Here is a 16,809-nt window from a genome sequence, read left to right on the forward strand (position 1 = left end):
CTGCAGAAGTAAGCGGACCAGGGTCCGTTTAATGTTGTACCACCTAAACGGACCCTGGTCCACTTCTGCTGTTCCAGCGTTACCCTGAAGCCATGACCGCTCCCCTTCCCCCGCTGCCTGGGCCGCCCGACATCGGTGAGGTGCGGGCGAACCTCCCGCTCGCCGCCGTCGGCGAACCCGAGCAGCTGCGGGCGGACGCGGCACGCAACCGTGCGCTCCTGCTCGACGCGGCGTCCCGCCTCCTGGCCCACTGCGGAGCGGCGAAGCTCACCATGGAATCGGTGGCCGCCGCCGCAGGGGTGGGCAAGGGCACCGTCTTCCGGCGCTTCAAGGACCGCACCGGCCTGCTCATCGCGCTCCTGGACCACCGCGAAACACTCCTGCAGGCCGCCTTCCTCTCCGGACCACCCCCGGTGGGCCCCGGCGCCGCCGCCGCGGAGCGGCTGCACGCCTTCGGGCCGGCGGTGATGCGCCACGAACTCGATCACCACGAGCTGATCCTGGCCTCCCGCACCGACCCCCTCCGGGGCTACACCGTGCCCGCGTACCGCCTGCGGCTCAGCCATGTCGCCATGCTGCTGCGCGAGGCGCACGTGGAGGGCGAGCGCGAGCTGATCGCGCACACCCTTCTCGGTTCCATCGACGCCACCCTCGTCCACCACCTGACCTGCGAACGCGGCATGCCCGTCGAACGGCTGGAGCAGGGCTGGCACGACCTCGTCACCCGGCACGGGGTGGCACGCTGAGCTCCGGCCCGGCGGACCGCGCGCGCACCTGGATCAGGGCGTGCGTGCCACTGGTGCGCCAGGCGCGCCCGGACCGCTCCAGGCGCTCCAGGGTCCGCGGATCCAGGCCGGCGGCGACGTCGGACTTCAGCGTGCGCAGCGCGGCGACGGCCCCCGGGAAGTACGAGGTGAGTTCGGCGAACGGCGTCGTCGCGGGCCAGAGCCGGTCACCCACCAGCCGACGGTAGTTGAGGTCGCCCTTCAGGACCGTCAGCGTCGCGGCGGAGAACTCGGCGCGCAGGTCCGCGGGCATCCGCTCGTACGGGTACGGGGCGCAGAAGAACGCGTGGGTACGCACCTCGACGCGGCCCGCACCCATGGACCGGTGGATCCGCCCGCCGATCCGCCCCGCCTCCCCCGGAGCGCCGGACAGCCGCCGCAGGCAGTCGACGACGTCGGCGGTCATCGCGTCGGAGACGTAGTAAGGGCTGGGCTTGACGTACAGCACGACCCGCTGCGCGTGGCCGTGCTCCAGCAGATGGTCGACGAGGACCAGGTCGGGGATCAGCTCGCGTCCGGTGTTGTCGGCGACGACGGCGACGGTCGCCGGCGCCCCGGGCGGCAGCAGCGACCACAGGATCGCGCTGTCGTCGGCGACCAGACGGGGATCGGCCTCGCCCGGAGCGGCCTCGCCCGCCGGGCCGCGGAAGCCGAGATCGGCGCGATTGCCCCAGAGCGAGGCGAGGAGGAGGGCCGTCGCGCGCTCGTGCGCGGGGGCTCCGGCGAGATCGTCGAGCGAGCGGAGCTCCTCGTCCACCGTGCCGCCCACGAGTTCGGCCCGCTTGAAAGGACCGAACGGGTCGACGCCCTGCCAGGCCCCCTCGTCGAAGTACCCGACGGCGCCCAGGAGTCTGCGGTAGAAGTAGCTCTCGGACCAGAGGAACGGGGCCTCGAACCACGGCCGTCCGACGTACTCCCGGCCGCGCGCCGCCCAGAGCTCACTGTCCGGGCTCGTGGGGTCGAGCGGCTCCACGACGCCGTGGACGATCTCGTGCAGCAGGGCGTCCAGCGCCCTCAGCTGACGGGGACCGTACGGGAAGGCTTCGCGCACCTGCTCGATCAGTGCGGGATGGCGCTCGGCCAGCACACCCCGGGCGAAGCTGCCGGGCTCCCTGCCCGTGATCACCGGTGGTCCGGCATCGTTCGTGGTAGCCGCAGCCGCTCGTGTCTCGCGCATGTGCCCCAGTCTGCCCGGCCGCGCGGCCGGCGCCCGTCGGAGGGGGCGGCCGGAGGGGGCGGCCGGCCCCTGCTCCGGGGCCGGGCGTACGGCCAACGGGCCCGGACGGAAGGGCACATGGGCGGCACGGGGCCTGGTTACGATATGTACCGGCTCAGACGACCCACCCCAGGAAAGGGAATCCGTACCTATGCCGGCCGAGACATTCGAGTTCCAGGTAGAAGCGCGTCAGCTCCTGCAGATGATGATCCATTCGATCTACTCGAACAAGGATGTGTTCCTGCGCGAGCTCATTTCCAATTCTTCGGACGCACTGGACAAACTGCGGCTCGAAACGCTCCGAGACGACCGGCTGGACGTGGACTCGTCCGACCTGCACATCGCGATCGAGGCCGACCAGGAGACGCGCACTCTGACCGTGCGCGACAACGGCATCGGAATGACACACGACGAGGTCGTGGAGCTGATCGGTACCATCGCGCATTCCGGTACGGCGAAGTTCGTCCAGGAATTGCGGGAGGCCAAGGACTCGGCGGCCTCGGAGGAGCTCATCGGCCAGTTCGGTGTCGGGTTCTATTCGAGCTTCATGGTCGCCGACGAGGTCACTCTGCTGACGCGGCGCGCGGGCGAGGAGACGGGGACGCGCTGGCAGTCCGACGGCGAGGGCACCTACACCGTCGAGACCGTCGACGACGCCCCGCAGGGCACGTCGGTCACCCTGCGGCTCAAGCCGGAGGACACCGAGGACAAGCTCTTCGACTACACCTCGCCCTGGAAGCTCAGGGAGATCGTCAAGCGTTACTCGGACTTCATCACCTGGCCCATCCGCATGGCCGCGACGACGAGCGAGGAGGGCGCCGACCCCGGGACCGAGACGGTCAACTCGATGAAGGCGCTGTGGGCCCGGTCGAAGGACTCCGTCACGCCCGAGGAGTACAGCGAGCTCTACAAGCACATCAGCCACGACTGGACCGAGCCGCTCGAGACCATCCGCATGCAGGCGGAGGGCACCTTCGAATACCAGGCCCTGCTCTTCCTGCCGTCGCACGCGCCGCAGGACCTCTTCATGCAGGACCACAAGCGCGGTGTTCAGCTCTACGTGAAGCGCGTATTCATCATGGACGACTGCGAAGCGCTCATGCCGACATATCTGCGCTTCGTGAAGGGCGTAGTGGACGCGCAGGACCTTTCGCTCAACGTGTCGCGCGAAATCCTGCAGCAGGACCGCCAGATCGAGATGATGCGCCGCCGTCTGGTCAAGAAGGTCCTTTCGACGGTGAAGGACATGAGGTCCTCCGACGCGGAGAAGTACGGGACGTTCTGGAAGGAATTCGGACGCGTCCTCAAGGAAGGACTGCTCCAGGACTTCGAGAACCGTGACGCGATCCTGGAGATCTGCTCGTTCGCCTCGACCCAGGACGAGGAGGGACTGACCACCCTGCGCTCGTACGTGGAGCGGATGAAGGAGGGGCAGGAGCAGATTTTCTACATGACGGGCGAATCGCGTGCCGCCATGGAGAGCTCGCCCCACATGGAGGCGTTCCGGGCCAAGGGCTTCGAGGTCCTGCTGCTGACCGACCCCGTCGACGAGGTCTGGGTCCAGTCCGTGCCGGAGTTCGACGGCAAGCAGCTGCAGTCCATCGCCAAGGGCGAGGTCGACCTGGACACCGACGAGGAGAAGAAGGAGGTCGAGGCCGAGCGTGAGAAGCAGCAGCAGGAGTACGCCGGCCTGCTGACCTGGATGACGGAGCAGCTCGGTGAGCACGTGAAGGAGGTGCGGCTCTCCTCGCGGCTGACCGTCTCACCGGCCTGCATCGTGTCCGACACGCACGACGTCACGCCCGCGCTGGAGAACATGTACCGCGCGATGGGCCAGGAGGTGCCGCACGTCAAGCGCATCCTCGAACTCAACCCCTCGCACGCGCTGATCAGCGGCCTACGGAAGGCGCATGCGGCCGCCGGCGAGCAGGATGCCACCGCCGAGCTGGCCGAGACGGCCGAGCTCGTCCACGGGCTGGCCCTCCTCTCCGACGGCGGCGAGCTGAGCGACCCCTCACGCTTCAGCAGGCTGATGGCCGACCGGCTGGAGCGCACGCTCTAGCCTGACCGACACGCACACGGACGAGGCCGCCAGGATTCCTGGCGGCCTCTTCCGTGTGCCGTGCCCGTGTGCCGTCCCATGTGCTGGGCCCGTGTGCCGTCCCATGTGCTGGGCCCGTGTGCCGTGCGGGAGCGCCCGGGAGAGGGCTGGGGGCGGCCGTGTTCGGGCGGGAGGCACCTGCCGGAGGTGGCCCGGGGGCGTCGCCCAGGGTGTCGGGCGGCTCCGTAACTTCACCATTTCGAGGGCCCGTTGCAGGTTTATCTACGCGCGGAGCATGGACTACCGAACGATCCTTCGGGCATATCAGACGACTTTCCCCGGGGGCATTACCGCCGAGTACCGGAAGCTGCTACAAACGTGCTCGCCCCACGAACTCCCCACTCGTCCCCCACATTTCGAAGGGCTGGCAGCCATGTCAGTACGAACGTTCCGGGCATCCCTCTGCACCCTGGCGATCACTGCCGTGGCCGCCCTCGGCCTCGCGCAGCCCGCATCCGCCGCGGGCGCCAACTACGTCGCTCTCGGTGACTCCTACTCCTCCGGAGTCGGCGCCGGGAGCTACACATCCGAGAGCGGTGACTGCAAGCGCAGCACCAACGCCTATCCCTACCTCTGGAGCAACGCGAACGCGCCGTCCTCGTTCAAGTTCGTCGCCTGCTCCGGGGCGACGACGAGCTCGGTGTCCAGCGGCCAGCTGAGCGCGCTCAGTTCGTCGACCACCCTCGTCAGCGTGACGGCGGGCGGCAACGACGTCGGCTTCGCGGACGTCATGCAGACGTGCGTCCTGCAGAGCGAGGCCACCTGCGTGAGCCGGGTGAACACGGCGGTCTCGCAGATGCAGAGCACGCTGCCGGGCCGCCTCGACTCCCTCTACTCGGGGATCCGCTCACGTGCCTCGCAGGCCCATGTGGTGGTCCTGGGCTACCCGAAGTTCTACAAGCTGGCGGGTACGTGCATCGCCGGACTCACCGAGACCGAGCGGGGCGCGATCAACAACGCGTCGGACGTGCTGAACGGGGTGCTCGCCAAGCGGGCGGCCAATGCGGGGTTCACCTTCTCCAGCGTGGTGGACGAGTTCACCGGGCACGAGCTCTGCTCGGGTGACGCGTGGATCCACAGCGTGTCCATCCCGATCACCAACTCCTACCACCCGAAGGCGATCGGGCAGTCGAACGGCTATCTGCCCGCTTTCCGCTCTGCGGTGTAACGCGCGTAGAGCAGACCGCTCGAGGGACGCGGCGGTATCCCGGGTTCGCCCGGGATACCGCCGCGCACCCGTTCGACGTTCCGCGAGCGCCTCGGAGCGCGGGACGGCCGTGAGCCACCGGATCGTGGGCTCCGGTCCGTGTTGTCGGTCAGTACCGCTCGGTCAGATGCTCCCGGTCCGCCGGGGGTTCGTAGCGCTCCGGCCAGACGTCCGTCACTCCGGTGATCCGCCCTCCCGCGTCGAACCTGAAGAAGTGCACCGCGGACAGCTCCTGCGGGCCGGCCAGGACCGTGGTCCGGGCGGCGGCTCCTCCGCCCTCTCCGTCCGCGACGATCCGCTCGATCCGGACGTGCCGGTCTTCCGAACCCGCGCGGCTGAACCTGACGTACCGCTCCTTGCCGATGACGCGCTCACGGCTCTGCGGCAGGTCGTACACCACGTCGTCGGTGAGCGTGGCGGCGAAGGCGCCCCAGTCGCGGGCGTTCGCCGCGGCCCAGTAGGCCTCCACCGTCGCCCGTGCCGCCCTGGATCCCCACGCCGTACCGCCCTCGCCGGTCGTCTCAGTCATGACCCGAGTGTGACCGGCCCCACTGACAATCGTGCGGCGGACGATTCCGGTCAGCCGCTGACCGGCCGCGATGCCTTGATCGAGTACATCATCGGGATGCGCGGGCGGCCCGCGGGGAAGCGGTAGTACCCGTCCGGATGCCGCTCCAGCACCGGGTACCGCGGGAAGAGCGAGGCGTCGTGCTCGTGGAGGAACTCGATCCGCAGTCCCGCCGCCGCGAGTGCCGAGACCACCTCGCCCACCGGATGCTGCCACTCGACGCTGCCGTTGTGGACGGTGACGGCGTCGAGGTCGGCGTAGGTGCCCGGCGACTCCTGCACCCAGGCGTCACGGCTGAAGTAGTCGTACGTGACCGTGGAGCCGTTCGCGTCGTCCATGCAGTCGGTCAGCGGGTGGAACTCCGCGAGGTAGAGGAATCCGCCGGGGGCGACGAGGGAGGCGGCTGTCTCCGCCCAACGCCCCACGTCCGGCAGCCAGTTCAACGCTCCGAGCCCGGTGTAGACGATGTCGTACGCGGAGTCGGGCACGGCCTGGGCCGCGTCGTGGACATCGGCCGTGACGAAGGCGGCCCGCTCCTGCGGCAGGCCCAGCGACCGGGCCAGGCCACGCGCGGTCTCGACGGCCGGCTCGGAGAAGTCGAGGCCCACCACCTGCGCCGCGCCGTGGCGTGCCCACGAGAGGGTGTCGACGCCGATGTGGCACTGCAGGTGCAGCAGTGTCCGGCCCGTCACGTCACCGACCTCCGAGAGCTCGAAGTCGCGCAGGGCGTCCTGGCCGGCCAGGAAGGCGTCCAGGTCGTAGAAGTCGCCTCCCGCGTGGATGGGCACCCGCTCGTCCCAGCGTGCGCGGTTGATCTCGTGCCAGTCGTCGGGCGTCGGTGCGTACATGCCGGGAAAGTTACCCACAGGCCGGGGGTGCGTGCGAACAGTTATCCACAGGGCGCCCGGCAGTGTGGCCAGATCGGGTTGGATGGGGTCATGAGCGACACACAGAACGACGCGTCCGTATCCGAGCAGGAGCAGGAGCCGCCGCAGTGGGAGCAGCGCTTCCGTGCCCCCCGGGTGTCCCTGCCCGACTGGGCGGAGGACGCTCCCGACCGCGCACTCTTCGTCTCCAACGCCACCGGCACGTACGAGCTGTACGCCTGGGACCGCGAGACCGGTGAGCAGCGTCAGGTGACGGACCGGCCCAACGGCACGACCGACGGCGTGCTGACGCCGGACGGCAAGGCCGTCTGGTGGTTCTCCGACACCGACGGCGACGAGTTCGGCGTATGGATGCGGCAGCCGTTCGAGGGCGGGGCGGACGAGCCCGCCACGCCCGGGCTCGAAGCCTCCTACCCGGCGGGTCTCGCGATCGGCCGGGACGGCACGGCGGTGGTCGGCCGGTCGACGGACGAGGACGGCACGACGGTGTATCTGGTGCGGGCCGGGGCGGAGCCCGTCGAGATATACCGGCACCGGGAGTCCGCCGGAGTCGGCGACCTCTCGCACGACGGGACCTTGATCGCCCTGGAGCACACCGAGCACGGAGACGCCATGCACTCCGCGCTGCGCGTGGTGCGCCCCGACGGCTCCACGGTCGCCGAGCTGGACGACACCGAGGGCGGCACGAAGGAGCTGGGCCTGTCGGTGCTGGGCTTCGCACCGGTGGCGGGTGACACCCGGCTCCTGGTCGGGCACCAGCGCCGCGGACGCTGGGAGCCGATGATCTGGGACCCGGTGACCGGCACGCAGACGGACCTGCCGATCGATCTCCCGGGCGACACGGGCGCCGAGTGGTATCCGGACGGCTCCGCGCTGCTGATCGAGCACAGCTTCGAGGCCCGCAGCGAGCTGTGGCGGTACGAGCCGGGAGCGGCGGAGCCGGTGCGGGTGGAGACCCCCGCCGGGACCGTGTCGGGGGCCACGGCCCGCCCTGACGGCACGGTGGAGTATCTGTGGTCGTCCGCCGCGCAGCCGCCCGCCGTGCGGTCCACGTCGGGTGCCGTCGTCCTCGACCCGCCGGGGGCGAAGGCTCCGGCCTCGGTGCCGGTGCGGGACGCGTGGGTGGAGGGTCCGGGCGGCCGCATCCACGCCCTGGTCCAGACACCGGCCACGGGGGACGGACCGTTCCCCACGGTCTTCGAGATACACGGCGGGCCCACCTGGCACGACAGCGACGCCTTCGCCTCCGGCCCCGCCGCCTGGGTGGACCACGGGTTCGCCGTCGTGCGGGTCAACTACCGCGGCTCCACGGGTTACGGCCGCGCCTGGACGGACGCGCTGAAGCACCGGGTCGGCCTGATCGAGCTGGAGGACATCGCGGCGGTCCGGGACTGGGCGGTGAAGTCAGGGCTCGCCGATCCTGAGCGGCTGGTGCTGGCCGGTGGCTCGTGGGGCGGCTATCTGACCCTGCTCGGGCTCGGTACGCAGCCGGACGCCTGGGCGCTGGGGCTGGCGGCCGTCCCCGTCGCCGACTACGTCACGGCTTACCACGACGAGATGGAGGCCCTGAAGGCGATGGACCGCACGTTGCTCGGCGGGACGCCGGAGGAGGTGCCCGAGCGCTTCGAGGCCTCCTCGCCCCTGACGTACGTGGACGCCGTGCGCGCCCCGGTGTACATCTCGGCCGGCGTCAACGACCCGCGCTGCCCCATCCGGCAGGTGGAGAACTACGTGGACCGCCTCGCGGCCCGTGGCGCCGTCCACGAGGTGTACCGCTACGACGCGGGGCACGGCTCCCTCGTCGTGGAGGAGCGCATCAAACAGGTGCGCCTGGAGCTGGACTTCACGCTGCGGCACCTGGGTGCCGCACAAGGCGGAGGGAGCGCGGAGGAAGGGGCGCCGAGGGCATAAGGACCGGATAAATGGTGCACCCCGCTCCACCGGCCCGGAGCGGGGAACCGTACCGTGGAGGGGTGTACCGGTTCCTGCTGACCCCGCGGTGGTGGGGGATCAACCTCTTCGTCGTGCTGGCCATCCCGTTCTGCGTGTTCATGGGCACCTGGCAGCTCGGCCGCTTCGAGGACCGCGTGGAGACGCACGAGCAGGCCGAGAACCGGCCCGATCCGGGCACCCGCCCCGCGAAGCCGCTCGACGAGCTGCTGCCGGTGAGCACGGAGACCTCCGGCCGTCCCGCAGTGGCGACGGGGACGTACGCCGATCAGTTCCTGGTCCCCGGGCGCACGCTGGACGACCGCAGCGGCTTCTACGTGCTGGATCTGCTGCGCACCGACAGCGGCAAGGCACTGCCCGTCGTACGCGGCTGGCTGCCCGGTTCCCCGGGCAAGGCCGAGGTTCCTCCGGCGCCGACCGGCGAGGTCACCGTGACGGGTGATCTGCAGGCGTCCGAGAACACCGGCACCAGCGGGGTCGACCTCAGCGGGGGGCTGCCCGAGGGCCAGCTCGGCATGATCAGCGCGGCGTCCCTGGTCAACCTCGTCCCGTACGACGTGTACGACGCCTGGGTGACCCTGCCCGAGCCGGGCGCGGGCGCGGCGGACGACGGCGGGATGCTGCCCGTACCCGCCGCGGCGGCGCAGGGCAGCGGGCTCGACCTGAAGGCCTTCCAGAACCTCGGCTACACCGGCGAGTGGTTCGTCTTCGGCGGCTTCGTGCTCTTCATGTGGTTCCGGCTGATGCGCCGCGAGGCGGAAGCCGCGCGCGACATACAGCTGGGCCTGGCGGCGGACGCCGACTGACGCACACCGGCTGAGTGAGACCGGCTGACGCACACCGGCTGAGTGAGACCGGCTGACGCACACCGGCTGAGTAGAACCGGCTGATGCACACCGGCTGAGTAGAACCGGCTGACGGGCGACGGCTGGGGAAAGCCGGCTGCCGGGCAACGGCTCACCGGGGCCCGACTCACGGGCACCGGCCTACGGATCGGCTCACGGACGTCCGCGGCGGCGCGCCCCGCAACGGCGCCCGCGTTCCCACGCTGCCCACGAATCCCTCGGGCCGTTCGGGCCGTTCGGGCCGTTCGGGCCGTTCGGGCCGTTCGGGCCGTTCGGGCCGAAGCCAACGACGGGCTGGTACCGGGTACGCCCCGGCGCCGGAATGCCGAACTGGATCCCGCCGGGCGCGGGAGCATCTGGCGCGTAGACCCGGACCTGTAGCGACCGGTAGCGACCGGAGGGGCGGTGCCGAGGAGACCTGGGTGCCCCGGCAGGAGCTCCCGCCGGCAGGAGCCCTCACCGGTGGAGCTCGCAGCCGGCGGGGCCGCCCCTCCGGTGAAGCTCGCTGTCAGCGAGGACGCCCCACCGGTAGAGGCTCGCTGTCAGCGGGGACACTCCGCCGGCGGAGATGCCCGCCGACGGGTCCGCGGTCCAGCTACGTGGCTTCCAGCACGCCTGTGCGGTAGATGGTGCCGGCACAGGCGTTGGAGATCGTGGTCTCGGCGGTCGGCGCGCCCGACTCCGGGGTGTGCGTGACCGCGACGCTGCCGTCCGCCGGGCCCTCGTCCGCGCTGCCGAACTGGGGTGCCGCGTCCGTCGTTCCGGTGCCGGTCCCCGAACCGTCGCCCCCGCCCCCGCCCCCGCCGCCGTCCGTCGGCGTCGGGCTGGGCGAACCTCCGGTGGTCGGGCACGTGTCCGAGGGAACCCAGGCGAAGCGCACCTCGTAGGCCATCGCCGGCTTCAGCAGAACCGTGCCGGGTTCCAGCGAGGGATCGGGCAGCGCGCTCGCGGGGTCGCCCGCGACGTGCTGCACCACGGTGATCTTCCCCGGGTCCGCCGCGCCCGCCGTGTGGAAGCTGACCGTGCCGTTGCTGGTCACCGAGCAGACGTCGCCCGACACGTTGGCGATCCTGAAGGTGCCGTACACCGTTCCGTCGGCGCCCGCCGCGCCCGTGTCGGCCGAGGCGACCCCGAGCTGGCCGGGATCGCAGGCCGCGGTGGCGGCCGCCGCGGCGCCCGGGTCGTCGCCTTCGGCGTCGCCCGCACCGCCCTCGGCATCCGGGTCCACCCCCTGCGACGGGGCCACGGAGTCTCCGGCCGCGCCCTCGCCGCCCGCGTTCCGGCTGTCCGCCGGGCCCGCGGTCCTGCCGCCCTCGGACTCGGCGCCCGCGTCCTCGCCGCTGCCGCCCTGGGCCTGCTGGCCGTGGCCCGCGATGGCGGGGCTGGCGGTGGCCGAGCCGTCCGAGTTCGCCACGTGGACGAAGGCGGGGACCGCCGTACCGATCAGCAGCGCCGCGGCCGCCGCCCCCACGATGCCCTGACGTCGCCGCGCCCGCCGGGCGGGTACCGCGCGGTGCAGATGGTCGAGGGTGCCGTCCGAAGGCTCCAGTCCCATGACCGCGCCCTGCAGCAAGCGGCGCAGCGCGACCTCGTCCAGGTCCTCGCCGTCACCGCCGCCGGAGACACCACCGGTACCGCCGCCGGAGGCGCCGCCACCGCCCGAGGCGCCCCCGAAGAGCTCGGTCAGCGTGCCGCCGCCTCCGGCACCCCGCCCCGGGGTGCCGGCCCTTGAGGCCGCTTCCGCACCGTCGGGCGCGCCCTCGCCCTGCTTACGTTCACCGTCCTGCTCGGAATCGGTGTTCGGCATGTCCTCCGGCCCGTGGTTCACAATTCCGTTTCCAGTCCGGTCATCGTCGTGCGTGTGCTCGGGCCTGCTCATGCCTGCGCCTCCATCACGACGCGCAGTGCCGCAATGCCCCGGGAGCCGTACGCCTTCACCGAGCCGAGCGATATGCCCAGCGTCTCGGCGACCTGCGACTCCGTCATGTCCGAGAAATAGCGCAGGACCAGCACCTCGCGCTGGCGGCGCTGGAGCCCCTTCATCGCCTTGATCAGCGCGTCCCGCTCCAGCTGGTCGTACGCGCCCTCCTCCGCACTCGCCATGTCGGGCATCGGCTTGGAGAGCAGCTTCAGGCCGAGGATGCGCCGACGCAGCGCGGAGCGGGAGAGGTTGACCACCGTCTGGCGGAGATACGCGAGTGTCTTCTCCGGGTCGCGCACCCGGTTGCGGGCCGAGTGGACCCGGATGAACGCCTCCTGCACCACGTCCTCGCAGGATGCGGTGTCGTCCAGCAGGAGGGCCGCGAGGCCCAACAGCGAACGGTAGTGCGCCCGGTAGGTCTCGGTGAGGTGGTCGACCGTGGTTCCTGCCGCCACGGTCTCTTCAGCGCCCTCGCGCTGCGAAGGCAGCCGGGTGGGGCGCGCAGCGGGCATGGGCGCGATCACCGGCATACCGCCGGGTGCGCGGGGCCTCCGGAGCGGACGCACCGAAGCGCCTCGCAACGGGCCCACCACTGTGATGTCGAGAACCTCTGCCACGCCAGTTGGACACGCTGCCCCCCGTCAGGGTTGTACGCGTACGGCACCTCGTTCGATGCTGTGCGACACGCCCTCATTCGTACCTGCTCTTCCACAAATGCCCCGAAAACGCGGCCGGCCACGCAAGAAGTGACGACATAGACGCGCCGCAATCGGCCAGCGGTTGCAGAGGGCCAGAAGATCATCGTCGGACAAGACAACGCCCCAGCTCAAGAGGTTCAGACCATCGAATTACCCACAGGGCGCACACAGATCCTACAAAAGAGATTCGATCAGGCCCGGGTGAATTCCCCGGCCACCGACTCGGCGATCTGGGCCACGTTGAGGGCTGCGCCTTTTCGGAGATTATCTCCGCAGATGAACATCTCGACGGCGTGCGGATCGTCCATCGACTGCCTCACCCGCCCCACCCAGGTCGGGTCGGTGCCCACGACGTCGGAGGGCGTCGGGAAGTCGCCGGCCGCCGGATCGTCGAACAGCACCACACCCGGAGCGGTCGCGAGGATCTCGTGCGCGCGGTCCACGGCCACCTCGTTCTCGAAGCGGGCGTGCACGGACATGGAGTGGGTCGCCACGACGGGCACGTACACGCAGGTCGCGGTCACCTTGAGGCCGGGCAGCCCCAGGACCTTGCGGCACTCCGCGCGGATCGCCAGCTCCTCGGACGACCAGCCGTCCCCGGCGTCGGTCCCGGCCCACGGCACCACGTTCAACGCGACCGGAGCCGCGAAGGGACTCTCGTCCCCTTCGCCCAGCGCCCGGCGCACGTCCCCGGGGCGGGTACCCAGCTCGGTGCCCGCGACCAGTGCGAGCTGGTCACGGAGCGCGGAGACACCGCCCCGGCCCGCGCTGCTCACGGCCTGGTAGGAGGAGACGATGAGTTCCCGCAGGCCGAATTCGGCATGCAGCGCGCCCACCGCGACGATCAGCGAGAGCGTCGTGCAGTGCGGGGACGCGACGATGCCGCGGGGCCTCAGCCGCGCGGCATGGGAGTTGATCTCGGGGACGACGAGGGGAACGTCGTCGTCCAGCCGGAAGGCGGCCGAGTCGTCCACGACCACGGCGCCCCGGGCCGCGGCGACCGGCGCCCACTGGGCGGACACCTCGTCCGGCACCAGGAACAGGGCCACGTCCACCCCGTCGAACACGTCCTCGGTGAGCGGGAGGACCTCGGTCTCCTCTCCGCGTACGACCAGCTTGGTGCCGGCCGCCCGCGGGGAGGCGATCAGTCTGACCTCGCCCCAGACGTCCTCGTGCTGCGAGAGGATCTGGAGCATGACGCCGCCGATCACCCCGGTCGCGCCGACGACCGCGAGCGAAGGGCGGCGTCCGGTCATCGGCCGGTGCCCCCGTAGACGACGGCCTCGTCGGAGTCGCTGTCGAGGCCGAAGGCGGTGTGCACGGCGCGCACGGCCTCGTTGACGTCGTCGACACGGGTGACCACCGAGATGCGGATCTCGGACGTCGAGATGAGCTCGATGTTCACGCCGACGTCGGAGAGCGCCTCGAAGAAGCCCGCGGTGACGCCTGGGTTGGTCTTCATGCCCGCGCCGACGAGGGAGATCTTGGCGATCTGGTCGTCGTAGCGGAGCGACTCGAAGCCGATGCCGGCCCGGTTGCGCTCCAGGGCGTCGATGGCCTTGCGGCCCTCCGCCTTGGGCAGGGTGAACGTGATGTCCGTCAGACCCGTGGAGGCGGCGGAGACGTTCTGGACCACCATGTCCATGTTGATCTCGGCGTCCGCGATGGTGCGGAAGATCGCCGCGGCCTCGCCCGGCTTGTCGGGCACGCCGACGACCGTGACCTTGGCCTCGGAGACGTCGTGGGCGACTCCGGAGATGATGGCGTGCTCCACCTGCTGGTCCCCTTGCGGTTCGTTGCTGACCCAGGTGCCGCGCAGTCCGGAGAAGGACGAGCGGACGTGGATCGGAATGTTGTAACGGCGTGCGTACTCGACGCAGCGGTGCAGCAGCACCTTGGAACCGGACGCCGCCAGCTCCAGCATGTCCTCGAAGGAGATCCAGTCGATCTTCTGGGCCTTCTTCACGACCCGGGGGTCGGCGGTGAAGACACCGTCCACATCGGTGTAGATCTCACAGACCTCGGCGTCCAGCGCCGCGGCCAGCGCGACGGCGGTCGTGTCCGACCCGCCGCGGCCGAGGGTCGTGATGTTCTTGCCCTCCTGGCTCACACCCTGGAACCCGGCGACGATGGCGATGTTGCCCTCGTCGATGGAGGTCCGGATGCGGCCCGGCGTGACATCGATGATGCGCGCTTTGTTGTGGACCGAGTCGGTGATGACACCGGCCTGGCTGCCCGTGAAGGACTGGGCCTCGTGACCCAGGTTTTTGATCGCCATCGCCAGCAGAGCCATGGAGATCCGCTCTCCGGCGGTCAGCAGCATGTCGAATTCACGCCCGGCAGGCATCGGGGATACCTGCTCGGCGAGATCGATCAACTCGTCCGTCGTGTCGCCCATCGCGGACACCACGACAACCACCTGGTTGCCGTTCTTCTTGGCGTCGACGACTCGCTTGGCAACACGCTTGATGCCTTCGGCATCGGCTACGGAGGAGCCTCCGTACTTCTGCACGACAAGGCCCACGTGCGCTCCTCGCTCAATAATGGTGCGGTCGGCTCAGTCTAACGAGCAGCCCGGAATCGACCCGTCGATACCATATGGTGAGATGTCCCGCCCACCACCCGGTACGGCGTGTCGCACCGAACTGCTCGTACCGGGCTGCTGCCCCACTCGCTCTCCCCGCACGCCTTTTGTGTCCCAGGACACAGCGGACAGAGCAGCCCAGCGGACAGCGCGGGCCAGCGGGCAGAGAGCCAGCGGGCGCCGCGGGGACCTGGAACCGGCCGAGGCCCCGCCGGCGCCCCGGAAACGGGCAGGCCGACCGAGGCCCCGCCGGCGCCCCGGAAACGGGCAGGCCGACCGCAGGCCCCGCCGGCGACTCAGGAACTACAGGACCGGCCGCAGGCCCAGCGGGCCCGCGATCTCCTCCGCCATCACACGGCCCGCCTCCTCGGCCAGGTCCCCGTCTCCCGGGTCCTGGTCCGTGTCCAGGCCGTCGAGCTCCTGGAGCGGCTGGTTCAGCCGGATGTGGGCGATCAGGGACTGCAGGGCGCGAAGCGCCGCCGAGGCGGTGGAGCCCCAGTTGGAGAAGTACGAGAACTGCCACCACCACATGGCCTCCGCCGTGCGGTCCGCCTCGTAGTGCGCGAGACCGTGACCGAGGTCCGTGACCAGGTCGGCCAGGTCGTCGGAGATGCGGTGCGGCACGGGGGCCTTGCGGGGCTCGTACGGGTCGAAGACCTCGGAGTAGACGTCGATGGGCTCCAGGAGGTCCGCGAAGCGCTCACGGAGCCCGTCGGCGTCCGGCTCGGGGCCCAGGTCCGGTTCGTAGCGCTCGTCCGGGAGGATGTCCTCGTACGCGCCGAGTCTGCCGCCGGCGAGCAGCAGCTGGGAGACCTGGAGGAGCAGGACCGGGACCGCCTCTTCGGGCTCCTCGGCCTTGGACACCTCGGTGACCGCGACGATGAACGTCTTGATCTGGTCCGCGATCTGGACGGCGAAGTCGTCCGGATCCTGCGTGACGGAGTTCAGCGTGGCGTCAGACATCGAGGAGACCTCCCGTGGGCACGGTCGCGAACGGTGTGTAGAACATAGCGCCGTCGCACATAAAGCCGCAGTCAGACGCCCGGTCACACATCGAGCAGCCGCCTCCCCTCGAAGGCGCGGCCGAGCGTGACCTCGTCCGCGTACTCCAGGTCACCTCCGACCGGCAGCCCGCTGGCCAGCCGTGTGACCCGCAGGCCCATCGGCTTGACCATCCGGGCGAGGTACGTCGCGGTGGCCTCGCCCTCGAGGTTGGGGTCCGTCGCCAGGATCAGCTCCGTGATGGAACCGTCCGCGAGCCGGGCCAGCAGCTCCCTGATGCGCAGATCATCGGGCCCGACGCCCTCGATCGGGCTGATCGCGCCGCCCAGCACGTGGTACCGGCCGCGGAACTCACGGGTCCGCTCGATCGCGACGACGTCCTTCGGCTCCTCGACCACGCAGATGACCGTGCGGTCGCGGCGCGCGTCACGGCAGATGCCGCACTGCTCCTGCTGCGCGACGTTCCCACAGACCTCGCAGAAGCGGACCTTGTCCTTCACCTCGAGGAGGGCGTGGGCCAGACGGCGTACGTCGGTGGGCTCGGCCTGCAGGACGTGGAAGGCGATCCGCTGCGCGCTCTTGGGACCGACGCCGGGCAGCCTGCCCAGCTCGTCGATGAGCTCCTGAACCACGCCTTCGTACAACGGAACGCCTTTCCTTTTTCCTGCTCGTACCGTAGCCGGTACGTCCGGGTAGCCACAGGGGTCAGAACGGGAGGCCCGGCATCCCGCCGCCGAGGCCTTGGGCCAGCGGGCCCAGCTTCTGCTGCTGGAGCTGCTGCGCGTTCTCGTTGGCCGCCTGGACCGCCGCGACGACGAGATCGGCCAGCGTCTCGGTGTCCTCCGGGTCCACGGCCCCCGGGTCGATGACCAGGGCGCGAAGCTCTCCGGACCCGGTCACGGTGGCCTTCACCAGACCACCGCCCGCCTGTCCCTCGACCTCGGTCCTGGCCAGCTCCTCCTGAGCCGCGGCGAGTTCCTGCTGCATCTTCTGGGCCTGCTGGAGCAGCTGCTGCATGTTGGGCTGGCCACCACCGGGAATCACG

At 70.5% G+C, this 16,809-nt stretch carries 15 protein-coding genes; 5 read left to right on the top strand and 10 right to left on the bottom strand.

Annotated features, from left to right (window positions below; all coding sequences use genetic code 11):
- Window positions 1–92: 92 nt before the first annotated feature.
- Complete coding sequence (locus ACFYQ6_RS31410) at window positions 93–746, top strand: helix-turn-helix domain-containing protein (RefSeq protein ID WP_361579761.1); 654 nt, start codon at window positions 93–95, stop codon at window positions 744–746.
- On the opposite strand, the gene ACFYQ6_RS31415 is transcribed toward ACFYQ6_RS31410, so the two are convergent.
- A complete protein-coding gene (locus ACFYQ6_RS31415) occupies window positions 721–1,962 on the bottom strand; it encodes a damage-control phosphatase ARMT1 family protein (RefSeq protein ID WP_361579763.1) in 1,242 nt (413 codons plus the stop codon). The two genes, ACFYQ6_RS31410 and ACFYQ6_RS31415, sit on opposite strands and share 26 nt — an antisense overlap.
- A gap of 190 nt (window positions 1,963–2,152) precedes the next feature.
- On the opposite strand from ACFYQ6_RS31415, the gene htpG reads away from it, so the two are divergent.
- Complete coding sequence (gene htpG, locus ACFYQ6_RS31420; RefSeq protein ID WP_361579766.1) at window positions 2,153–4,063, top strand: molecular chaperone HtpG; 1,911 nt, start codon at window positions 2,153–2,155, stop codon at window positions 4,061–4,063.
- Between the two features lie 412 nt (window positions 4,064–4,475).
- Entirely contained in the window at window positions 4,476–5,270 is a 795-nt protein-coding gene (locus ACFYQ6_RS31425; protein ID WP_388766233.1) for an SGNH/GDSL hydrolase family protein, read from the top strand.
- 148 nt (window positions 5,271–5,418) lie between these two features.
- Here the strand turns inward: ACFYQ6_RS31425 and ACFYQ6_RS31430 are convergent, their stop codons facing one another.
- Entirely contained in the window at window positions 5,419–5,838 is a 420-nt protein-coding gene (locus ACFYQ6_RS31430; protein WP_361579770.1) for a nuclear transport factor 2 family protein, read from the bottom strand.
- Window positions 5,839–5,888: 50 nt separating this feature from the next.
- Window positions 5,889–6,725, bottom strand: coding sequence for a class I SAM-dependent methyltransferase (locus ACFYQ6_RS31435; protein WP_361579772.1), 837 nt, complete (start codon window positions 6,723–6,725; stop codon window positions 5,889–5,891).
- Window positions 6,726–6,815: 90 nt separating this feature from the next.
- Here ACFYQ6_RS31435 and ACFYQ6_RS31440 point away from each other — a divergent pair, with 90 nt between their 5' ends.
- Both ACFYQ6_RS31440 and ACFYQ6_RS31445 read left to right on the top strand, forming a co-directional pair.
- Entirely contained in the window at window positions 6,816–8,675 is a 1,860-nt protein-coding gene (locus ACFYQ6_RS31440; RefSeq protein WP_361579774.1) for a prolyl oligopeptidase family serine peptidase, read from the top strand.
- 62 nt (window positions 8,676–8,737) lie between these two features.
- Window positions 8,738–9,520 (top strand): SURF1 family protein, encoded by a 783-nt coding sequence (locus ACFYQ6_RS31445; RefSeq protein ID WP_361579776.1) that lies wholly within the window; start codon window positions 8,738–8,740, stop codon window positions 9,518–9,520.
- A 634-nt stretch (window positions 9,521–10,154) separates the two neighbouring features.
- Here the strand turns inward: ACFYQ6_RS31445 and ACFYQ6_RS31450 are convergent.
- The 7 genes from ACFYQ6_RS31450 to ACFYQ6_RS31480 all read right to left on the bottom strand — a co-directional run bounded on the left by ACFYQ6_RS31450 (window position 10,155) and on the right by ACFYQ6_RS31480 (window position 16,808).
- Window positions 10,155–11,438 carry a hypothetical protein gene (locus ACFYQ6_RS31450; RefSeq protein ID WP_361579778.1) on the bottom strand — a complete coding sequence of 428 codons (1,284 nt, stop codon included), beginning with the start codon at window positions 11,436–11,438 and terminating at the stop codon, window positions 10,155–10,157.
- Window positions 11,435–12,010, bottom strand: a complete 576-nt coding sequence (locus tag ACFYQ6_RS31455; protein WP_361579876.1) for a SigE family RNA polymerase sigma factor — start codon at window positions 12,008–12,010, stop codon at window positions 11,435–11,437. The genes ACFYQ6_RS31450 and ACFYQ6_RS31455 overlap by 4 nt, the downstream gene beginning before the upstream one ends.
- Window positions 12,011–12,369: 359 nt before the next feature.
- On the bottom strand, window positions 12,370–13,434 hold the full coding sequence (locus ACFYQ6_RS31460) for an aspartate-semialdehyde dehydrogenase (RefSeq protein ID WP_388766237.1): 1,065 nt from the start codon (window positions 13,432–13,434) through the stop codon (window positions 12,370–12,372).
- Window positions 13,431–14,702: an aspartate kinase gene (locus tag ACFYQ6_RS31465; RefSeq protein WP_361579781.1), complete on the bottom strand. Its 1,272-nt coding sequence runs from the start codon at window positions 14,700–14,702 to the stop codon at window positions 13,431–13,433. Before ACFYQ6_RS31465 ends, ACFYQ6_RS31460 begins: the two co-directional genes overlap by 4 nt.
- A gap of 363 nt (window positions 14,703–15,065) precedes the next feature.
- Window positions 15,066–15,725 carry a DUF5063 domain-containing protein gene (locus ACFYQ6_RS31470; protein ID WP_361579782.1) on the bottom strand — a complete coding sequence of 220 codons (660 nt, stop codon included), beginning with the start codon at window positions 15,723–15,725 and terminating at the stop codon, window positions 15,066–15,068.
- An 83-nt stretch (window positions 15,726–15,808) separates the two neighbouring features.
- Window positions 15,809–16,408, bottom strand: a complete 600-nt coding sequence (gene recR, locus ACFYQ6_RS31475) for a recombination mediator RecR (protein ID WP_073750344.1) — start codon at window positions 16,406–16,408, stop codon at window positions 15,809–15,811.
- Between the two features lie 61 nt (window positions 16,409–16,469).
- A complete protein-coding gene (locus ACFYQ6_RS31480; RefSeq protein WP_356744554.1) occupies window positions 16,470–16,808 on the bottom strand; it encodes a YbaB/EbfC family nucleoid-associated protein in 339 nt (112 codons plus the stop codon).
- Between the last annotated feature and the right edge of the window lies 1 nt (window position 16,809).

The sequence above is a fragment of the Streptomyces sp. NPDC005494 genome, from assembly GCF_042872025.1.
Taxonomy (GTDB): domain Bacteria; phylum Actinomycetota; class Actinomycetes; order Streptomycetales; family Streptomycetaceae; genus Streptomyces.

Coding starts and splice junctions, on each gene's coding strand:
- ACFYQ6_RS31435 (WP_361579772.1), bottom strand. CDS start 6,725: ATGTACGCACCGACGCCCGACGACTGGCACGAGATCAACCGCGCACGC.
- ACFYQ6_RS31470 (WP_361579782.1), bottom strand. CDS start 15,725: ATGTCTGACGCCACGCTGAACTCCGTCACGCAGGATCCGGACGACTTC.
- htpG (WP_361579766.1), top strand. CDS start 2,153: ATGCCGGCCGAGACATTCGAGTTCCAGGTAGAAGCGCGTCAGCTCCTG.
- ACFYQ6_RS31450 (WP_361579778.1), bottom strand. CDS start 11,438: ATGAGCAGGCCCGAGCACACGCACGACGATGACCGGACTGGAAACGGA.
- ACFYQ6_RS31430 (WP_361579770.1), bottom strand. CDS start 5,838: ATGACTGAGACGACCGGCGAGGGCGGTACGGCGTGGGGATCCAGGGCG.
- ACFYQ6_RS31460 (WP_388766237.1), bottom strand. CDS start 13,434: ATGACCGGACGCCGCCCTTCGCTCGCGGTCGTCGGCGCGACCGGGGTG.
- ACFYQ6_RS31415 (WP_361579763.1), bottom strand. CDS start 1,962: ATGCGCGAGACACGAGCGGCTGCGGCTACCACGAACGATGCCGGACCA.
- ACFYQ6_RS31425 (WP_388766233.1), top strand. CDS start 4,476: ATGTCAGTACGAACGTTCCGGGCATCCCTCTGCACCCTGGCGATCACT.
- ACFYQ6_RS31410 (WP_361579761.1), top strand. CDS start 93: ATGACCGCTCCCCTTCCCCCGCTGCCTGGGCCGCCCGACATCGGTGAG.
- ACFYQ6_RS31455 (WP_361579876.1), bottom strand. CDS start 12,010: ATGCCGGTGATCGCGCCCATGCCCGCTGCGCGCCCCACCCGGCTGCCT.
- ACFYQ6_RS31440 (WP_361579774.1), top strand. CDS start 6,816: ATGAGCGACACACAGAACGACGCGTCCGTATCCGAGCAGGAGCAGGAG.